Source organism: Corynebacterium sp. TAE3-ERU30, from assembly GCF_019209925.1.
GTDB classification, from domain to species: domain Bacteria; phylum Actinomycetota; class Actinomycetes; order Mycobacteriales; family Mycobacteriaceae; genus Corynebacterium; species Corynebacterium megadyptis.
Genome location: NZ_JAHUTO010000004.1, coordinates 69768 through 86253, shown reverse-complemented (window position 1 = coordinate 86253; position 16486 = coordinate 69768). Strand labels below are relative to the sequence as shown.

Genomic DNA, 16486 nt, shown 5'->3' with positions numbered 1-16486 from the left:
TGCTGCGGCGGTGCTTCTGTGCTGCGGGGTGGCGTCGATAAGCGCCAGCACAAGAGCCGCCGAGTTTAACTCCCACCACCAGCCAGAAAACTGCCAATGAGCTGCACTAACACTGGTGCGCCGGGGGTAGTATCCGTATAATCGGCGGCACTATGAGCACTACCGCACCAGCACAGACGCCGCCGTCAAGCGAGCTTGAAATTATCGGCTCCCCCACGGCCCTTGGGTGGGCGCAGGAGTGGACGGCCTCCACCATCGACAACATCGATAGCCATGGCGGCCACCGCACCGCCCTGCAGCAGCGGCTGCGCGCGGCTCTCGATACCGATGCGCGGGTGCCCTATGTGACTCGGCGCGGCGACTATCTCTATAACTTTTGGCGCGATAGCGAGCATCCGCGGGGACTGTGGCGGCGCACCCGCTATGAGTCCTATTGCAGCGAGTCGCCGGAGTGGGAGATCCTGCTCGACGTGGACGCCCTCGCCGCGGCCGATGGGGAAAGCTGGGTGTGGAAGGGCGCGCATGTGCGCGAACCGGAATACGACCGGGCCCTGCTGCGGCTATCCCGCGGCGGCAGTGACGCCACCGTGATCCGCGAGTTCGACATCACTAGCTGCAGCTTCGTGGAGGATAGGCCTTTTACTCTGCCGGAGGATAAATCCGATGTGTCGTGGGAGAGCCTCGATACCCTCATCCTTGGCACCAATGTGGGCGAGAACTCCCTCACGGAGTCTGGCTACCCGGCGCGGGTGTATCGCTGGCACCGCGGCACCGACCCGCGCGAGGCCGAGCTGCTCTTCAGCGGCGAGCGCAGCGATATCGCCTCCGGCGGGTGGGCGGATCGCACGCCCGGGTTTGAGCGGGTGCTCATTGAGCGGCGGCTGGATATGTTCACCGCCGAGAATTACCTGCTGCGCGGCTCGGAGCCGGTGCGCATTGAGGTGCCGGTGGATTGCGAGATTATCGTGCACCGCGACCAGATCTTCCTGCTCCCCCGCACGGATGTCTACGGGGTGCCCGCCGGCGGCGTGGGAGTGGCCGACTGCGAGAGCTTTATGGCGGATCCCGCGAGTACCGAGGTGCAGGTGATCTTTGCCCCCACCGAGTATCAATCGCTGGAGACGCTGCACTTCACCCGCAGCTATGCGCTGATCCAGGTGCTGGAGAATGTCACCACCACCCTCTACCGCGTGCGCCTCGATGCACCGGAAGAGTGCGTGCGGGTGGCCCTGCCGGAGCTGGCGAGCACCAGCGTCGTGGCGACGGCACCGCTCTCGGAGGACCCAGAGATCGGCGAGGAAGTATGGCTCTACTCCTCCAGTTTCACCACCCCAGATAGGCTGCTGCGCGCCGACGCCCGCGACCCGGAGAGTTTCTCTACGGTGGTCAAAAGCGCGCCCGAGCAATTCGATGCCTCTGGGATGAGCACCCGGCAGTACTGGGCCACCTCCGCCGATGGCACCAAGATTCCCTATTTCCTCACCGGCCGCCTGCACGAGGACGGCGCCAGCCCCACCCCGAAGCCCTGTGTGGTGCACGCCTACGGCGGTTTCGAGATTTCCCTCCTGCCCTACTACTCCGCGGTGAACGGCATCGCGTGGCTCGAAAAGGGGCATCTGCTGGTGCAGGCGAATCTGCGTGGCGGCAGCGAGTTCGGCCCGCGCTGGCATTCCCAGGCCACAAAGCTGCAGCGCCGGAAGGTATTTGAGGATCATCAGGCGGTGCTCAATGATCTCGTGGAGCGCGGGATCACCACCCGCGAGCAGCTCGCTGTGCGCGGCGGCTCCAATGGTGGCCTGCTCGCCGCGGTGGCCCTCACCAGCTATCCCGAGCGTCTTGGCGCGGTGGTGAGCGAGGTGCCGCTGATCGATATGCTGCGCTATCACACCCTGCTCGCGGGGGCCTCGTGGGTGGCGGAATATGGCCACCCCGATATCCCCGAGGAGCGGGCAGTGATCGAAAGCTACTCGCCCTTGCAGCGCGTGGTCGCCGCCGCGGACAAACCCTATCCGCCGGCGCTGATCACCACCTCCACGCGAGACGATCGGGTGCACCCCGCCCATGCGCGCTGGTTCGCCGCCGCCCTCGCCGCCGCCGGCCAGCCGGTGGACTATGTAGAAAACTCCGAAGGCGGGCATGCTGGGGCCGCCGATAATGATCAGATCGCATGGAAGCAGGCCATCGTATTTACCTGGCTGGAGCAGCAGCTCGCGGCGGCGAGCGCGGAGGCGCAGCGCTGCGCGGACTAGACTTAGCCGCGATGAGTTCCTTTACACGCCTGCGCACCACCGAGATCCCCGGTACCCGGGACCGCTACACGGGTGTGGACTTCAACCTTGGATTCCACATCCGTCACTACGACCTCGACCTCACCTATCGGGTCATGCCCAACCACCTCAGTGGCACGGCGACGCTGGATGTGCTCAGCTACCTTCCGCTGCAGCAGCTCACCCTCGACTTCGCCCGCACCCTCACCGTGCGGCGCATCACCGCCCAAGGTGTGGGCGGCGCGCAGGTGAAGGTGAAAAAGTTCCGCCACCGCGGCGATAACAAAGTGGTGGTGCTCTTCGACCGCGAGATCCCCGCGGATACCGAGTTCAGCCTGGCCATCAGCTACTCCGGCAATCCGCAGCCCATCACCTCCCGCTGGGGTGAGATCGGCTGGGAGGAAACCGATGCGGGGGCGCTCGTCGCCAGCCAGCCGCACGGCGCCCATAGCTGGTTCCCCTGCGATGACACACCCGATGAGAAGGCCCGCTATGACATTCGGATCACCGCCGATAATCCCTTCAGCGTGATCTGCACCGGGGAGCTGGTGGATACCCAGCGAAACAATTCCACCACCTTATGGCACTACCGGGTGCAGGAGCCGATGGCCACCTATCTCGCCTCGGTACAGATCGGCGAGTTCAGCACCATCCCCCTCGGCTCCGGGGCGGGCGTGCCCGTCACCGCCTATGCCCCGGCCGCCCTGCGCCAGCGGGTGCTGCATGACTTCGCCGACCAGGCCCGCATGCTCGAGTTCTACGCCGAGCTCTTCGGCCCCTATCCCTTCCCCGCCTACCGGGTGGTCATCACCGCCGATCAGCTCGAGATCCCCCTCGAGGCCCATGGGCTGTCGATCTTCGGCGCCAATCACGCCGACGGCCACAAGACCTGGGAACGGCTGATCGCCCACGAACTTTCTCACCAGTGGTTCGGTAATTCCCTCGGCGTGGCGCAGTGGGACGATATTTGGCTCAACGAGGGCTTCGCCTGCTACTGCGAGTGGCTGTGGTTCGAGCACTCCACCGGCACCCCCGCCGAGCACTACGCCCGCGAGCACTATCGCGGCCTCCAGCAGAAACCGCAGGACCTGCTCCTCGCCGATCCGGGCCCGCAGCACATGTTCGACGATCGCCTCTATAAGCGTGGCGCCGTCTTTGTGCACGCCCTGCGCCTGCTGCTCGGCGATGCGGACTTCTTCGCCGCGCTGCGCGACTATGCCCGCCGCGACCGCCACGGCGTGGTGGAGCCGGTGGATCTCTTCAATATTCTGCGCGCCCACCTCGCCCCCGAGCGGCACGCCGAATTGGATGAGCTGCGCTCCGCCTGGCTGCTCGCCCTGCCACTTCCGCCCTTCCCCACCGCCTAGGACCACTGCCATGCGCGCGCTGTCTCTCGCCACTATTTTCGCGGCCCTCTCGGGGTTCGTGGTGGTCATCGTCGCCTCCTGGGCCCTGCCCGAGACCATCAACGCCGACTTCCAGGCCTATTGGGGTCTCTTCTTTGCTCTCGCGGGGCTTATCGACGGCATCACGCAGGAAACCACCCGCGCAACCTCCGCGGTACGCGCCGGGGCCAGCCCCCGCTCGGCACGGCCGGTACGGCTGGCCGGGGTGGTGGCGCTCATCGCCGGGATCAGCATCCTCGCCACCGGCGGGGTGTGGATGGGATTCCTGCTGCACCACCCCCATCCCGCGGCGATCGCGCTCTTTGCCATCGGCCTATCTTCCTATGTGTTCCAGGCGCTGCTCTCGGGCGTGCTCTCTGGGCTCAAGCACTGGGGCGCTTATGCCTGGTTGGTGGCCATCGACTCTGGGGTGCGCATGCTGGCCGCGGCATGCGCGTGGTGGCAGGGCTGGGGTATCGGCGCCTTCCTCCTCATTACCGTCATGGGTGCCGCCACCTGGCTGCTCATCATCGCCTTCTCCCCGCAGGCCCGCGCCGCGCTCCAGGCTCCGGTCGATGTCACCTCCGCCGCTTATCGACGCGGCGTTGTCTCCGCCATGGCCGCCACCGGGGCATCGGCCGCCCTGATTACCGGCTTCCCGCCGCTGGTGCGCATCACCCACGGCACCGGAGATAGCTCCGTGGATGGCGTGAGCGTGGCCGCCATCATCATGGCGGTGCTCCTGACCCGCGCCCCGATCCTGGTGCCCACCCAACGTTTCCAGTCCGCCCTCGTGGTGTACTTCGTGGATCGGCGGGAGCGCCTCCTATCCGCCCTACTGATTCCGCTGGCCGTGGTCGGCGCCGTGGGCGTTGCCGGGGCGGGCCTGGCGTGGCTGCTCGGACCGTGGATCCTCGGGCTCTTCTTGCCCGCCAGCTATGTGCTGCCCGGCTGGCTACTGGCCGTGCTCACCTTCGCCTCCGCCTGCACGGGCTCGCTGATGATCACCGGCTGTGCCGCCCTGAGTCACGAGCGCCATAGCGTGTACGTGCTCGGCTGGGTGGTGGCCACCGCCAGCGCCTTCGGTGTGCTGCTGCTGCCCTTCTCGCTCACCACTGCGGTCTGCGCCGCATTGATTCTCGGCCCGCTCATCGGCATGGCGGTGCACGTCTATTCTTTGCTTGGCGCACATGTGCGGCGCGTTCATTAAATAGTATTTCCGGTCGATATTCTTATTATTTTCACGTACTTCCGTGTTTTGCTGAATCGAACCTTTATGTAGGGTGTGTAGGCGTGACTGTAATTAAGGATATTTTCCAACTCATTGCCCGCATTATTCTCGGCACCGTGCTCATCGCGCACGGCTGGCAGAAAATCAACGACATCACCATCTCTGGTGTGACCGACATGTTCAGCAACTTGGGTGTGCCCAACCCTGAGCTCGCTGCCCAATTTACCTCCTACTTCGAGTTTGCTGGCGGCATCGCCATCGTGCTCGGCCTGCTGGTCCGCTTCGTTGGCCCGGTTCTCTTTGCCCTGATGGCCGGCGCCGTCTGGTTCGCCCACCGCGATGGCGGCGTGTTCGTCTCCGATGGCGGCTGGGAGCTCGCCGGTGTGATCGGCGCTGCCGGTCTGCTGCTCGCCGCTGCCGGCGCTGGTCGCGTCTCGCTGGACCACCTCTTGGTGCGCCCCTTCCGTAACCGCAAGGACGCGGCCGATGAGGACGCCACCTCCGCCGCTTATGCCCCGGCCACCACCACGGCCACCACGGCCACCACGGCACCCGCCGCAGGCACGACCTCCAGCTTCGATGCCGAGACCACGGCCTTCGATAGCTCGGATATCAACAACACCAACAGCACCACCGGCTGGGACGAGCCCAACCGCTAATGCGTCGCTGCCCCCGCGCAGCACCACCGCCCCGACGCCCTTGTGCGCGGGGCGGTTTTCCTCTCTTAGCGCCGATATATCCTCGTGATTAGCCCCCGAGAACGCAGGCTAAGCTACCGAACCGTTAGTTCCTCGGTATAGTTTTAAGGAACACCCGCATTGTGCGGCCATGCAGCGCTAGACCCCGAGCAGAAGGAGGACGTGAAAAAAGTGAGCGAGCATACCCGACGACATTCTTCGCGGGTCCCAGCAGCCACCAACGTCCTGCGCATTCTCACGCTGCTGACCAGTATCGATGTGCCCGTCTCCGCCGCCCGCATCTACACCGAGCTGGATCTTCCACGCTCCACGGTCTATCACCTGCTCACAGTGATGGAGGATGCCGGCTATGTGGTGCGGCTGCCCGAGGAAAAGACCTATGGGCTGGGCGTGGCCGCCTATGCCATGGCCTCGGCATATACCACCCAGCAGCCGCTGGTGCGCGTCGGCGCCCGCCACGCCAAGTTCCTCGCCGAGCTCATCGGCGGCAGCGCCCATATCTCCAAACTTTCGGGCAGCGATGTGCTCTACATTTTGGAAGAGCGCAGCAAAAACGCCAATAGCCTGCTCTTCGATGCCGGGGTGCGCATTCCGGCCTTCATTACAGCCTCCGGCATGGCCATGCTCTCGCTCCGCTCAGAGCAGCAGGTCAAGGCCACCTACTCCACCTCCCCGGTGCCGAATCACATGAGCTTTCGCGAGGTGATTGAGCAACTGGCCATTATCCGCGAGCGAGGCTGGGCCGAGGAGAATGAGCGCATCGACCGCGCCCACCGCTCCTTTTCCGCCCCCATCCTGGACCACCTCGGCCAGCCGGCGGCGGCCCTCGCGGTGTCGTTCCATATCGACTGCCCGGTGGACCCCCGCGAAATCCTCGGCGAGGTACGCACCCGCGCCGAGCTCATCTCCCACACCGTATTCGGCCACGAGCACTAGCCGCTGCGGCGGCTTAGGCCTGCTCGAAGCTGGCGGTGTCGATTACGCAGCGGAACTGCACCTCGCCATTGACCACCCGCTCATAGGCCTCATCCACCTCGTGCACTGAGACCTTCTCGATGCGGGCACGAATGCCGTGCTCGGCACAAAAATCCAGCATCTCTTGGGTCTGCTTGATGCCGCCGATATTGGATCCGGCGAGCACCTTCGCCCCGCCGATAATGGAGCCGAAGTGGAGCTGCTGCTGGTTCGGCGGCAACCCCACAACCACCATCACTCCGTGCGGCTTGAGCAGCCCGAGATAGGCATTGACGTCAATATCGGCGCTAATGGTGTTGAGGATGAAGTCGAACTCGCCGCGATGCTCTGCAAAGAATCCCTCCTCGGTGGTGGCGAGCGTGCGCTCCGCGCCTAGTTCGCGGGCCTGCTCCCGCTTGCGCAGACTGCGCGAGAGCACCGTCACCCGCGCTCCCTTGGCAGCGGCGATCTGGACCGCCATGTGCCCCAGCCCGCCGAGCCCGAGCACGGCCACACGATCGCCCTCCTTCACACCCCAGCGATCGATGGGCGCATAGGTGGTAATTCCCGCGCACAGCAGCGGGGCCGCGTGCGCATCATCGATGCTATCGGGGATGCGGCAGACGAAATTCTTGTTCACCACCACTTTTTGGGAGTACCCACCTTGGGTGATGCTACCGTCCACATCCTGCGCGTTATAGGTACCCACGGCACCCTGGAGACAGTCCTGCTCCTGATGGTTGCGGCACTGTTCGCACTCGCCACAGGAGTTCACCATGCACCCCACTCCCACGCGCTCACCAGGGGTGAATTCCGTGACCTCGGACCCCACCTGGGAGACCACACCGGCAATCTCATGGCCCACCGTGAGCGGAAAGTGGGCCTCACCCCACTCATTGCGAATGGTGTGGATATCGCTATGGCAGATACCGGCCGCGGTGATATCGATCACCACATCATCGGGGCGCGGATCACGGCGCGTGATCTCGGCGATCTCGAAGGGGGAATCAGGGGCGGTCTTTTGCACAGCTTTCACGCGAAATGTCATGCCGCCCACGCTACAAAACAACAGCTAGCGGTGCTGTTTTTCATTAACGCGCGCTAGTGGCAGAGCTAGTGCTGGGGCAGACCCAGAACCTGCGCAGACCTTCGAATTTTCTTAAGATAGTTCTTATGTTTGATTCCTCAGTCACCCTAGAAGGCAGCGTTATCACCCTGACGCCGCTGAGCACCGACCACGCAGAAATCCTCGCCAGCGCCGCCGTGGACCTGCACAAACAGTACTGGTCGGGGGTGCCTGAGCAGGAGGGCATACCCGCGTATCTGGAGCGTCTCTGCGCGACGGCCGATACCGGTCGTTCCCTGCCGCTGTTGGTGCGGTTGAATAGCGATAACCGCGCCGTGGGAGTCACCGGATTGACCATCGATAACCCCGATGTTCCCACCGTCACACTGAGCCACACCTGGGTCACCCGTGGCGCCCAGTCCACCCGCGTCTTCCCGGAAATCTTGGCGCTGCTGATCGCCTATAGCTTCGATACCCTCGGCGCCCAGCGCTTCTCCATGGTGGTGCCGCGCACCAATATTCAGGCCCGGCGCGCCGCGGAAAAGGCGGATCTGCGCTATGAAGGCACGCTGCGTAGTGCCTCGCGCCTGGGCGATGGCAATGTGGACGATGCCTTGGTGTACTCGGTGCTGCCCCACGAGTTCCCCTCGCTCATGGCTGGTCTGCAGTACCGCATCGATCGCCCCATCCTTCCCGATATCGCCACGGTGAGCACCCCCATCACCGAGTCTGCGGCTCAGTCCCAGGCGAAGGTAGAACCGGCCCACGAGGAACTCCCCGTCTTCCGCTACCACCCCGACCCGGTGATCACGGGCGCCATCGTGCGCAATGAAGAGGCCGAGTGTCCCTGCTGTGAACGCACGACTGGCTGGGCCTATGTGTATCGCCCCTATGCGCTGGAGCGCGTGGAGAATCTGTGCCCGTGGTGCATCGCCTCGGGTGCCGCCGCCGAGAAATACGATGCCCGCTTCGTCCCCACCGCCCCCGAGGGCATGCCGCCGGAGCGCGCGGAGGAGCTCATCAAGCGCACCCCCTCCTTCGCCTCCTTCCAGGAGGAGCAGTGGCAAAGCGCGGACGGCGATGCCTGCCAGTTCCTGGGCGTGGCTACCGCCGCCCAGCTAGAGAGCCTCAGCCCCGAGGAGCGCGAAGAGTCCGGGCTGGATGAGTCCTTCTTCAAGGAGGAGTATCTCACCTGGCTGCGCGCCCAGCCGCGCGAGGAGCTACGGGCCCACGCCGACCCCTGTGTCTTCGCTTTTTCCTCCTTGAGTTCAGACACACTGAAGTTCTGGATGGATCACAGCTAGTTCTCAGCCCAGCAGGCTAGGCTTAGGGCCGCTGAATCCTTCCGAGCTGAAAGGTGTACTCACGGTGACTGGTCCAAGCCTGACGGTGCTGATGACGGTGTATCACGGGACAACCGCGACGCACATAAGCCAGGCTTTGGAGAGCCTCTACGCCCAGACCCGGCCAGCGGAGGAGATCCTGCTGATCCAGGATGGCCCCATTAGCGAGGATGTGGCGGCCATCCTCAGCACGGCCGAGGCCACCCGCCCCGAGGTGCGGGTGCTGCGGCGAGAGAAGAACGAGGGCAATGCGGTGGCCACGGCCGCTGGATTTGCCACCCTCACCACCGAGTTCTATGCCCGCCAGGACAGCGACGATATCTCTTATCCAGAGCGCTTCGAGCGCCAGCTCGCCTTCCTCGCCGAGCATCCTCGGGTGGATCTGGTGGGCTCGGCCATGACGGAGTTCGTTCATTCCCCGGACGAGCCGGTGGGCGTGCGCACGCTGCCGGAAAGCCCCGCGGAGATCAACCGCTATCTCACCATCAATAACCCCATCAACCACCCGACAATCATGGCCCGGGTAGAGGCCATCCGTGAGGTCGGTGGCTATCAGCCGGTGCACTTGATGGAGGATTATGACCTCATGGCACGGCTCGTGGCTGGAGACAAAGTGCTGGCCAATATGCCGGAGCAGCTGGTGTATTTCCGGGTCGGCGAGGAGCAGCTATCGCGGCGTACGGGTCTGGATATGATCCGCGCCGAGCTGAGCATGCAGCGCAACCTCGTGGACTATGGGACCGTCGGCGCGTTTCGCGCGGTGGGCAATTTCCTTCTTCGCTCCCTCTACCGGCTGCTCCCCAAGCGCCTGCTCGGGCGGGTCTATCGCCTCCTGTTCCACCGCCGCTAACTGGGTCGATGGGACGCGAGGACGGCGTCGTCACGCATGCGCTGGGCGAGGGCTCCGATTTTCATTCACTGTCTGCCGCGCGTGGCTGCCGCTGTGTCTGTCCGAGAAGTTACTAGCATGACAGGCATGCCCGTTGTTGATACTCCCCGCCCCGCCGATGACGCCTGCCGTCACCCCGGCGACTATGCGGATACGTGGTTGGTGATCCCGTGTTTTAACGAGGGACCCGTCATCGGTGATGTGATCCGACATGCCCGCCAGACTTTTCCCAATATCGTGGCGGTTAATGACGGTTCGAAGGATGACTCCGCTGCGGCCATCCACGCCGCCGGCGCGCATCTGGTGAATCACCCCGTGAATCTCGGCCAAGGCGCCGCCATTCAAACCGGTGTGGAATACGCCCGCGCCCAACCCGGCGCGCAGAACTTTGTCACCTTCGACGCCGATGGCCAGCACCAGGTCAAAGACGTGGTGGCCATGATCGATCGGCTTCGCACCGAGGATGTGGACATCATCGTGGGCACCCGTTTTGGTCGGCCCCGCGCCGCCGATGATCAGGTGCCACTGATCAAACGCATCGTGCTGAAAACGGTGGTGCTGCTCTCGCGGCGCACCCGCAAGCTGGGGCTCACCGACGCCCATAATGGTTTGCGCGTATTCAATCGCACGGTGGCCGAGCAGCTGAATCTCCGCATGAATGGCATGAGCCATGCCAGCGAATTTGTCACGCTCATGGACACCAATAATTGGCGCGTGAGCGAGCAGCCGGTGGATATTCTCTACACCGAGTATTCGATGAGCAAGGGCCAATCGCTCTTTAATGGAGTCAATATTCTGGCCGATGGATTTATAGCGAGGAACCTGTCATGAGTTCGGGACAAAGCATTATTCAGGTGGTGCTGCTGCTCGCCACCATCGGCTTGGCCATCTTTTTTGTGAGCAAGCGCAAAAAGGCCCGCGCCAAGGCCTGGGTGAAACTCGGCTTTGTGGTGTTCTTTATCTCCTGCATCTGGGCGATTGTGCGCCCCGATGACCTCACCGTGGTGGCCAATTGGCTCGGGGTGTCCCGCGGCACGGATCTGCTGCTCTACCTGTTGGTGGTGGCCTTCATGTTCACCACGATCTCGAGCTACATTCGCTTCCGCGAGCAGGAACTGCGCTACGCTAGGCTAGCTCGCGCCGTCGCCCTGCAAACGGCGATCCGACCCGAAACACCTGATCCATCCCGCGATGGCACCGACCCCACGGCCAGCGGCCGTGCAGAAAAGTGAGACGACGACATTTATGCCTAAGGCCCCGAAAAACGGACCGGACCACACCCCCAACCCCGAGGACGCCGAGGCCGTGACTCCCGCGGCGCCCGACGCTGCCGACGCTGCCGACGCGACGCGTGTCGACGCCGACTCCACGGCCGATTCCGCGACTGATTCCGCAGCCACTGCGGACACTGCAGCAGCCGAGACTACCGAGGATGCCGAGGACGCCGAGGCCACAGCCGCCTCCCCGATCTCCCAGGTGCCCACCGTGGTGTGGGCCCTGTTTAGCGTGCTGCTGGTGATCGCCGGTCTCGGCGGCTACCTCGTGGGCACGCAGACCACCGATAGCGCCGCCACCCAAGCCGCGCCCTCCTCCGCACAGCAGGACTCGGGTACTGCCGCCGCCCCGGAGGAGTCTGCGGTGGAGAAGCTGAGCAAGGAGGAGATCGCGGAGCTGGTGGCCCAGGTGAAGCCAGGGACGGGCTCTCTCGACGCGGAGTCCGAGGACGGCTCCTTCGACGCCACCATCTACGGCCCCGGTGGGGAGATTCAGTCCGTGGCGGACATCGTGAAGGTGGCTCGCCGCGATGCGGCCGATCCCTTCGCCTATGGCGCCGTGGATGCCCCCGTGGTGATCTCGGAGTTCTCGGATTTCGAGTGCCCCTTCTGCTCCCGCTACGCCAATACCACCGAGCCGGAACTCATTGACCAGTACGTCAAGGATGGCTTGGTGCGCATCGAGTGGAATGACTATGCCATCAATGGCCCCCACGCCGTCAGCGCCGCCCAGGCGGGACGTGCCGCAGCCGCCCAGGGCAAGTTCTTCGCCTTCAAGCATGCGCTCTATACCGCGTCGAAGGACATCACCGGCCACCCCGAGTTCGGCCGGGAGGACTATATCCGCTTCGCCAAGGAGGCCGGGGTGGAGGACATGGACGCCTTCACCGAGGCTTTAGACAATGACACCTACGCCGAGCCGGTGGCACAGGCCCAGAGCTACGCCACTGGTTTGGGGATCCAAGGCACCCCGAGCTTCGTGGTGGGCACCCGCTTTGTGTCTGGCGCCCAGCCCACTGAGACCTTCGTTGAGGTCATCAATGTGGAGCTAGCCAAGGTGGCTGCCGGCGAGGTGAGCGTTCCGCAATGATCTCTATCGGACTCTTCGGCGCCATCGTCGCCGGGGCGCTCTCTATTCTCAGCCCCTGCTCGGCGCTGTTGCTTCCGGCGTTTTTCGCCTACGCATTTAGCTCCCGCACGGAGCTGATCACCCGCACCGTCGTGTTCTTCCTCGGCCTCGTCGCCGTCCTCGCCCCCATCGGGGCGGGCGCCGGCGCGCTGGGCCAGTGGCTCAGCAGCGAACGCGGCACCCTCATCATGGTCGGCGGCATCATCATGATTGCGCTGGGCGTATTCATCTTCTTCGGCGGCGGCTTCCAGATCCCGGGTCTGTCCTCCCTCGCGGGCAGGGTGGGCATGAGCGCCGCAGGATGGGTGCCCACCTTCCTGCTCGGCGCAGTCTATGGCTTCGCCGGGTTCTGCGCCGGCCCCATGTTGGGGGCGGTGCTCACCACCGCCTTCGTCAGCTCCAGCGTGCTCTATGGCTTGGCCATCATGGCCGCCTATGCCTTCGGCATGACCCTGCCACTATTCCTGCTGGCCGCACTGTGGGAGAAGTTCAACATCGGCGAGGCCTCCTGGCTGCGGGGCACGCAGGTACAGCTCGGCCCGCTCACGCTGAACTCCACCAATATGCTCGCCGGGGTGTTCTTCATCATCCTCGGCGTGCTCTACATGGCCACCAACGCCACCACGAGCCTCGGCGGGCTGCTCTCCACCGAGACCCAGTCCGCCATCCAGCTGCGCGTGGCCACGCTGCTGATGAATATCAATGGCGCCATGGTGCTGCTGTTCATCCTCAGCATCGTCGCTATGGTGCTGGCCTATAAATCCGTGCGGGTTCCCGCCAAGAACAGCGAGTAACCGCGCTTCGCATGCTTATCGACGCCACCCTCGCCCCAGCGTTTCAGGGGAATAGAGGGTGGCGTCGTCACGCATAGGCCCCCGCCTTAGCGGCTGCGGAAATACTCCACCGTGCGGGCGATACCCTCGGCCACATCCACCTCGGGCCGCCAGCCGAGCACCGCCTGGGCACGGCTGGAATCGAGGCAGGAGCGGGGCACATCGCCCACCCGGGCCGGCTCGAAGCGGGGTTCATCCGCCACGCCCACCGCCTGGGCCACGAGGCTATGCAGGGCACGGTCGGTGGTTTCCACCCCGGTGCCGATATTGAAGCGCATGCCCGAGCCCTGCTCCCCAGAGGCGGCCACGAAGGCGCGCACCAGATCGCCCACATACACATAGTCGCGGGTATTGCTGCCCTCGCCGAATACCACGGTGGGGGCACCGGCCAGCAGATTCTTGCTGAAGATCGCCACCACCCCGGCCTCGCCGTGGGGATCCTGCCGCGGGCCGTAGACATTCGCCGGGGCGATATGCGTGCAGTCCAGCCCGTAGAGGCGGCGATACATGTTCAAATAGGTTTCGCCGCCCACCTTCGAGGCCGCATAGGGAGACATCGGGCGCACCGGCTCCTCCTCGCTGACGGGGAAGGACTCTGGGCGGCCATAGATAGCACCGCCCGAGGAGGTGTAGACCACCTTGCGCACCCCGGTCTGGCGCGCCGCCTCAGCAATCCGGATCGTAGAAATGGTGTTCATCTCGGCATCGAATACCGGATCAGCCACCGAGGAACGCACGTCGATCTGCGCCGCCAAGTGGAAGATCACCTCGGGACGATACTCCCTGCACACAGCAAGAAAATCACAGCTGAGCACGTCATCTTCGAGCAGTGTCACCTGCCCCGTCTCCAGCGCATCGCGCAGGTTGTCCCGTCGGCCATGGGAGAGATTATCCACCACAACCACGGTATCGCCGCGGGCCACGAGCGCATCCACCAAATGGGAGCCGATGAAGCCAGCGCCGCCAGTAACAAGAGTGTTCATGCTGAAAATCGTAGTACTCTTCGGCGCACAAAGGCGATAGCGCCGCCAGCAGCTGCCCGCCCTCGTGGCAGGAGGCAATCTATTCACGCGCTAAGCTCGCTAGGAGAACGCGAGGTGCCCACCGCACCCGCGCATGCTGGCGCACCGAGTCCGAGAAAGGGGGCGAGCAGCCTACCGTGGAAGAGATCGTATTCCAGTGGCTGGAGCCACTGATGGCTTCCCCCTGGATCTATCTGCTGCTCGGGGGCGTCACCCTCGGCGATGCGATCGTGCCGGTGATCCCCGGCGAGCTGCCCATGAACCTCGCCGGCGCCTACTCCGGTATTTTCGGCTTCCCGCATCTCATCCTCATCATGATCTGCTGCGCCGCCGGGGCGATCATCGGCGATAATATCTGCTTCGTTTTAGGCCGCAGCCTCACCAGCGCCATGGGGTATCTGCGCAAGCGCAGCCGCCTGCAGAAGGCCATCACCTGGGTAAACGATAATCTCTACCGCCGCGATGCCTCGGTGATCGTGATCGCCCGCTTCATCCCCGGCGCGCGCTGGGTAGTCACCGTGATGCTCGGCTCCGGCCACTACTCCCACGCCCGCTTCGCCTTCTTCGACGCCATCGGGGTGATTATTTGGTCGGTCCAGGGCACGTTATTCGGCTATCTCGGCGGCTGGGTATTTCGGGAGCAGCCGCTGATCGGCTTGGTCTCCGGCATGGTGCTGGGGGTGGTTTCAGGCCTCGTGGTCGAGCGCCTCAGCCACCGCTTTGCCCGCCACCTTCCCGAGCACACCACAGCTGCGGCCGCGCAGGCCGCTAGCTGCGAAAAGTAACCGACTCAGCAGGCAACTGCTCCAACTCCCAGCGCTCCAGAATCTCCGCCGTGGAACGGGTCCCAGGGACCCCGAGCGATGCGCCGAGCGCCTGCACCACATCAGCGGTAGAGCGCTGCTGCTCCATCTCGCGCAGGGTCACCGCGCCATCGCGTTTCGCCAGCCGCTGGCCCTGCTCATTGAGCACCAGGGGCACATGCAGGTACAGCGGCGGCTCATAGCCGAGCAGCCTGGCGAGATAGGCCTGCCGCGGGGCAGAGGACAAGAGATCATCGCCGCGCACCACATGGCCCACGCCCTGGTAGTGATCGTCGACCACAACCGCGAGGTTATAGGCCCAGTCGGGGGCCTGGCCGCCGCGCCGCAGCACGAAGTCATCCACATCGCCGCGATAGTTGCCGGCCCAATAGTCCTCCACTGTGGCGGAGGTGGCGTCGCTACGCAGCCGCAGCGCGGGGTGCCGACCTGCGGCGCTGAGCTGCTCCCGCTTCGCACGACGCTGGTCCTCATCCAGATCACGGCAGGTGCCCGGATAATGGCCGGGGATGGCGTGCGGTGCCGAGGCCGCGTGCGCGATATCCTTGCGCGAGCAATAGCACTCATACACCAGCTCCCGCCCGCGCAGAGTCTCCACCACCTGCTCATAGGCGGAAAAACGCTGGTGCTGGTAGAGCACGTCCCCATCCCAGTCGAGGCCAAGGCGGGCGAGATCCTCCAGCTGCGCCGCCGCCGATTCCAGCGAGCTGCGCTGGGTATCGACATCCTCAACGCGCAGCAGAAAAGGCAGCCCGTGCGAGCGGGCCACCAGCCACGAGATCAGCGCGGTGCGCAGATTACCGAAGTGCAGTTCTCCGCTTGGCGACGGCGCGTAGCGGCCAGCACCGGCGATACGGGCATCAGCGGTTCCACTCATGCACATCAATCCCTTGGGCCGGCATCTGCTCCTGCAGCTCCTCCGGCGAATATGTGATCGCATACTCCAGCTCCTCCGGCGTGAGCAGCAGCAGCTGCAATGGCAGGGTGAGCTGGCCATGAGAGCGTCCGGTCTGCTCGGGTTCTTCCCACAGATGGGGCACGCCCTTCTCCCATAGCTGCGGCGCGACCAGAAGCCCGTGGCGGGTGGACAGCTCCGGCATGAGATCGGCGAGGATAGCGCCCGGCTGGGGTGCCACCTGAGAGTCGGCATCACTCAGCACCGCGAGGGCGCGGCCCAGCGCCTCGGGCAGCTGCTCTCGGTGAGCATCCGTGGTCTGCAGAATCAGCTCCACCCGAATATCTGCCTCGCTCAGCGGGTTCTGCGCCTCAGGCGGGGCCACCGCCCGCAGGCCCGTATCCACCGTGGACATATCTAGGGTGACTGCGGTGGCCCGACCGTCAGAAGAAAAGCTGGCGGCGCGATGGCCGGCGACGCTGTATTCCTGCCATTCGGGCTGTTCGCCCAGCTGGAAGAGCTGCGCAAACCAGACACTGATCTCTGCTGTGTTCATTCCTCCAGTGTGGCACATCCACCGCAGCCGAACCGGCATCTGCACGGGCATAAGCGCAGCTGCTGGCGGCTGCCCAGCGCAGAACTCCCCCGCCCCGCGCGATGCGGGAACGAGGGAGTACCT

General features: G+C 64.5%; 16 protein-coding genes. 12 read left to right on the top strand and 4 right to left on the bottom strand.

Annotation, left to right across the window (positions count from 1 at the left end):
• The first annotated feature begins 152 nt into the window (after positions 1-152).
• The 5 genes from KR227_RS08655 to KR227_RS08635 all read left to right on the top strand — a co-directional run bounded on the left by KR227_RS08655 (position 153) and on the right by KR227_RS08635 (position 6517).
• On the top strand, positions 153-2249 hold the full coding sequence (locus tag KR227_RS08655; RefSeq protein WP_218364972.1) for a prolyl oligopeptidase family protein: 2097 nt from the start codon (positions 153-155) through the stop codon (positions 2247-2249).
• Between the two features lie 11 nt (positions 2250-2260).
• Positions 2261-3634: a M1 family metallopeptidase gene (locus KR227_RS08650; RefSeq protein WP_218364971.1), complete on the top strand. Its 1374-nt coding sequence runs from the start codon at positions 2261-2263 to the stop codon at positions 3632-3634.
• A gap of 10 nt (positions 3635-3644) precedes the next feature.
• Complete coding sequence (locus tag KR227_RS08645; protein WP_151549644.1) at positions 3645-4862, top strand: hypothetical protein; 1218 nt, start codon at positions 3645-3647, stop codon at positions 4860-4862.
• 83 nt (positions 4863-4945) lie between these two features.
• Positions 4946-5542 carry a DoxX family protein gene (locus KR227_RS08640; RefSeq protein ID WP_218364970.1) on the top strand — a complete coding sequence of 199 codons (597 nt, stop codon included), beginning with the start codon at positions 4946-4948 and terminating at the stop codon, positions 5540-5542.
• A 210-nt stretch (positions 5543-5752) separates the two neighbouring features.
• Positions 5753-6517: an IclR family transcriptional regulator gene (locus KR227_RS08635; RefSeq protein ID WP_151529361.1), complete on the top strand. Its 765-nt coding sequence runs from the start codon at positions 5753-5755 to the stop codon at positions 6515-6517.
• Between the two features lie 13 nt (positions 6518-6530).
• Here KR227_RS08635 and KR227_RS08630 read toward each other — a convergent pair whose 3' ends face one another.
• Complete coding sequence (locus KR227_RS08630; protein WP_218364969.1) at positions 6531-7583, bottom strand: NAD(P)-dependent alcohol dehydrogenase; 1053 nt, start codon at positions 7581-7583, stop codon at positions 6531-6533.
• Positions 7584-7708: 125 nt separating this feature from the next.
• Here KR227_RS08630 and KR227_RS08625 point away from each other — a divergent pair, with 125 nt between their 5' ends.
• The 6 genes from KR227_RS08625 to KR227_RS08600 all read left to right on the top strand — a co-directional run bounded on the left by KR227_RS08625 (position 7709) and on the right by KR227_RS08600 (position 13030).
• A complete protein-coding gene (locus KR227_RS08625; protein ID WP_218364968.1) occupies positions 7709-8905 on the top strand; it encodes a CbrC family protein in 1197 nt (398 codons plus the stop codon).
• A gap of 64 nt (positions 8906-8969) precedes the next feature.
• Positions 8970-9794: a glycosyltransferase gene (locus KR227_RS08620; RefSeq protein WP_370625215.1), complete on the top strand. Its 825-nt coding sequence runs from the start codon at positions 8970-8972 to the stop codon at positions 9792-9794.
• Between the two features lie 126 nt (positions 9795-9920).
• Positions 9921-10664, top strand: a complete 744-nt coding sequence (locus KR227_RS08615) for a glycosyltransferase family 2 protein (RefSeq protein WP_218364967.1) — start codon at positions 9921-9923, stop codon at positions 10662-10664.
• Positions 10661-11065, top strand: coding sequence for a DUF2304 domain-containing protein (locus KR227_RS08610; protein WP_151529364.1), 405 nt, complete (start codon positions 10661-10663; stop codon positions 11063-11065). Before KR227_RS08615 ends, KR227_RS08610 begins: the two co-directional genes overlap by 4 nt.
• 235 nt (positions 11066-11300) lie before the next feature.
• Positions 11301-12197, top strand: coding sequence for a thioredoxin domain-containing protein (locus KR227_RS08605; protein ID WP_218366103.1), 897 nt, complete (start codon positions 11301-11303; stop codon positions 12195-12197).
• Complete coding sequence (locus KR227_RS08600; protein WP_218364965.1) at positions 12194-13030, top strand: cytochrome c biogenesis CcdA family protein; 837 nt, start codon at positions 12194-12196, stop codon at positions 13028-13030. The genes KR227_RS08605 and KR227_RS08600 overlap by 4 nt, the downstream gene beginning before the upstream one ends.
• Before the next feature lie 86 nt (positions 13031-13116).
• Here the strand turns inward: KR227_RS08600 and KR227_RS08595 are convergent, their stop codons facing one another.
• Complete coding sequence (locus KR227_RS08595; protein ID WP_218364964.1) at positions 13117-14052, bottom strand: GDP-mannose 4,6-dehydratase; 936 nt, start codon at positions 14050-14052, stop codon at positions 13117-13119.
• A gap of 176 nt (positions 14053-14228) precedes the next feature.
• On the opposite strand from KR227_RS08595, the gene KR227_RS08590 reads away from it, so the two are divergent.
• Positions 14229-14876, top strand: coding sequence for a DedA family protein (locus KR227_RS08590; RefSeq protein ID WP_218364963.1), 648 nt, complete (start codon positions 14229-14231; stop codon positions 14874-14876).
• Here the strand turns inward: KR227_RS08590 and gluQRS are convergent.
• On the bottom strand, positions 14860-15795 hold the full coding sequence (gluQRS, locus tag KR227_RS08585) for a tRNA glutamyl-Q(34) synthetase GluQRS (protein ID WP_218364962.1): 936 nt from the start codon (positions 15793-15795) through the stop codon (positions 14860-14862). The two genes, KR227_RS08590 and gluQRS, sit on opposite strands and share 17 nt — an antisense overlap.
• Positions 15773-16363 (bottom strand): suppressor of fused domain protein, encoded by a 591-nt coding sequence (locus KR227_RS08580; RefSeq protein WP_218364961.1) that lies wholly within the window; start codon positions 16361-16363, stop codon positions 15773-15775. The genes gluQRS and KR227_RS08580 overlap by 23 nt, the downstream gene beginning before the upstream one ends.
• Between the last annotated feature and the right edge of the window lie 123 nt (positions 16364-16486).

Excerpts from the sequence above, each read along its gene's own strand:
- KR227_RS08655 (WP_218364972.1), top strand. The coding sequence starts at position 153 with ATGAGCACTACCGCACCAGCACAGACGCCGCCGTCAAGCGAGCTTGAA.
- KR227_RS08650 (WP_218364971.1), top strand. The coding sequence starts at position 2,261 with ATGAGTTCCTTTACACGCCTGCGCACCACCGAGATCCCCGGTACCCGG.
- KR227_RS08645 (WP_151549644.1), top strand. The coding sequence starts at position 3,645 with ATGCGCGCGCTGTCTCTCGCCACTATTTTCGCGGCCCTCTCGGGGTTC.
- KR227_RS08630 (WP_218364969.1), bottom strand. The coding sequence starts at position 7,583 with ATGACATTTCGCGTGAAAGCTGTGCAAAAGACCGCCCCTGATTCCCCC.
- KR227_RS08625 (WP_218364968.1), top strand. The coding sequence starts at position 7,709 with ATGTTTGATTCCTCAGTCACCCTAGAAGGCAGCGTTATCACCCTGACG.
- KR227_RS08615 (WP_218364967.1), top strand. The coding sequence starts at position 9,921 with ATGCCCGTTGTTGATACTCCCCGCCCCGCCGATGACGCCTGCCGTCAC.
- KR227_RS08610 (WP_151529364.1), top strand. The coding sequence starts at position 10,661 with ATGAGTTCGGGACAAAGCATTATTCAGGTGGTGCTGCTGCTCGCCACC.
- KR227_RS08600 (WP_218364965.1), top strand. The coding sequence starts at position 12,194 with ATGATCTCTATCGGACTCTTCGGCGCCATCGTCGCCGGGGCGCTCTCT.
- KR227_RS08595 (WP_218364964.1), bottom strand. The coding sequence starts at position 14,052 with ATGAACACTCTTGTTACTGGCGGCGCTGGCTTCATCGGCTCCCATTTG.
- gluQRS (WP_218364962.1), bottom strand. The coding sequence starts at position 15,795 with ATGTGCATGAGTGGAACCGCTGATGCCCGTATCGCCGGTGCTGGCCGC.
- KR227_RS08580 (WP_218364961.1), bottom strand. The coding sequence starts at position 16,363 with ATGAACACAGCAGAGATCAGTGTCTGGTTTGCGCAGCTCTTCCAGCTG.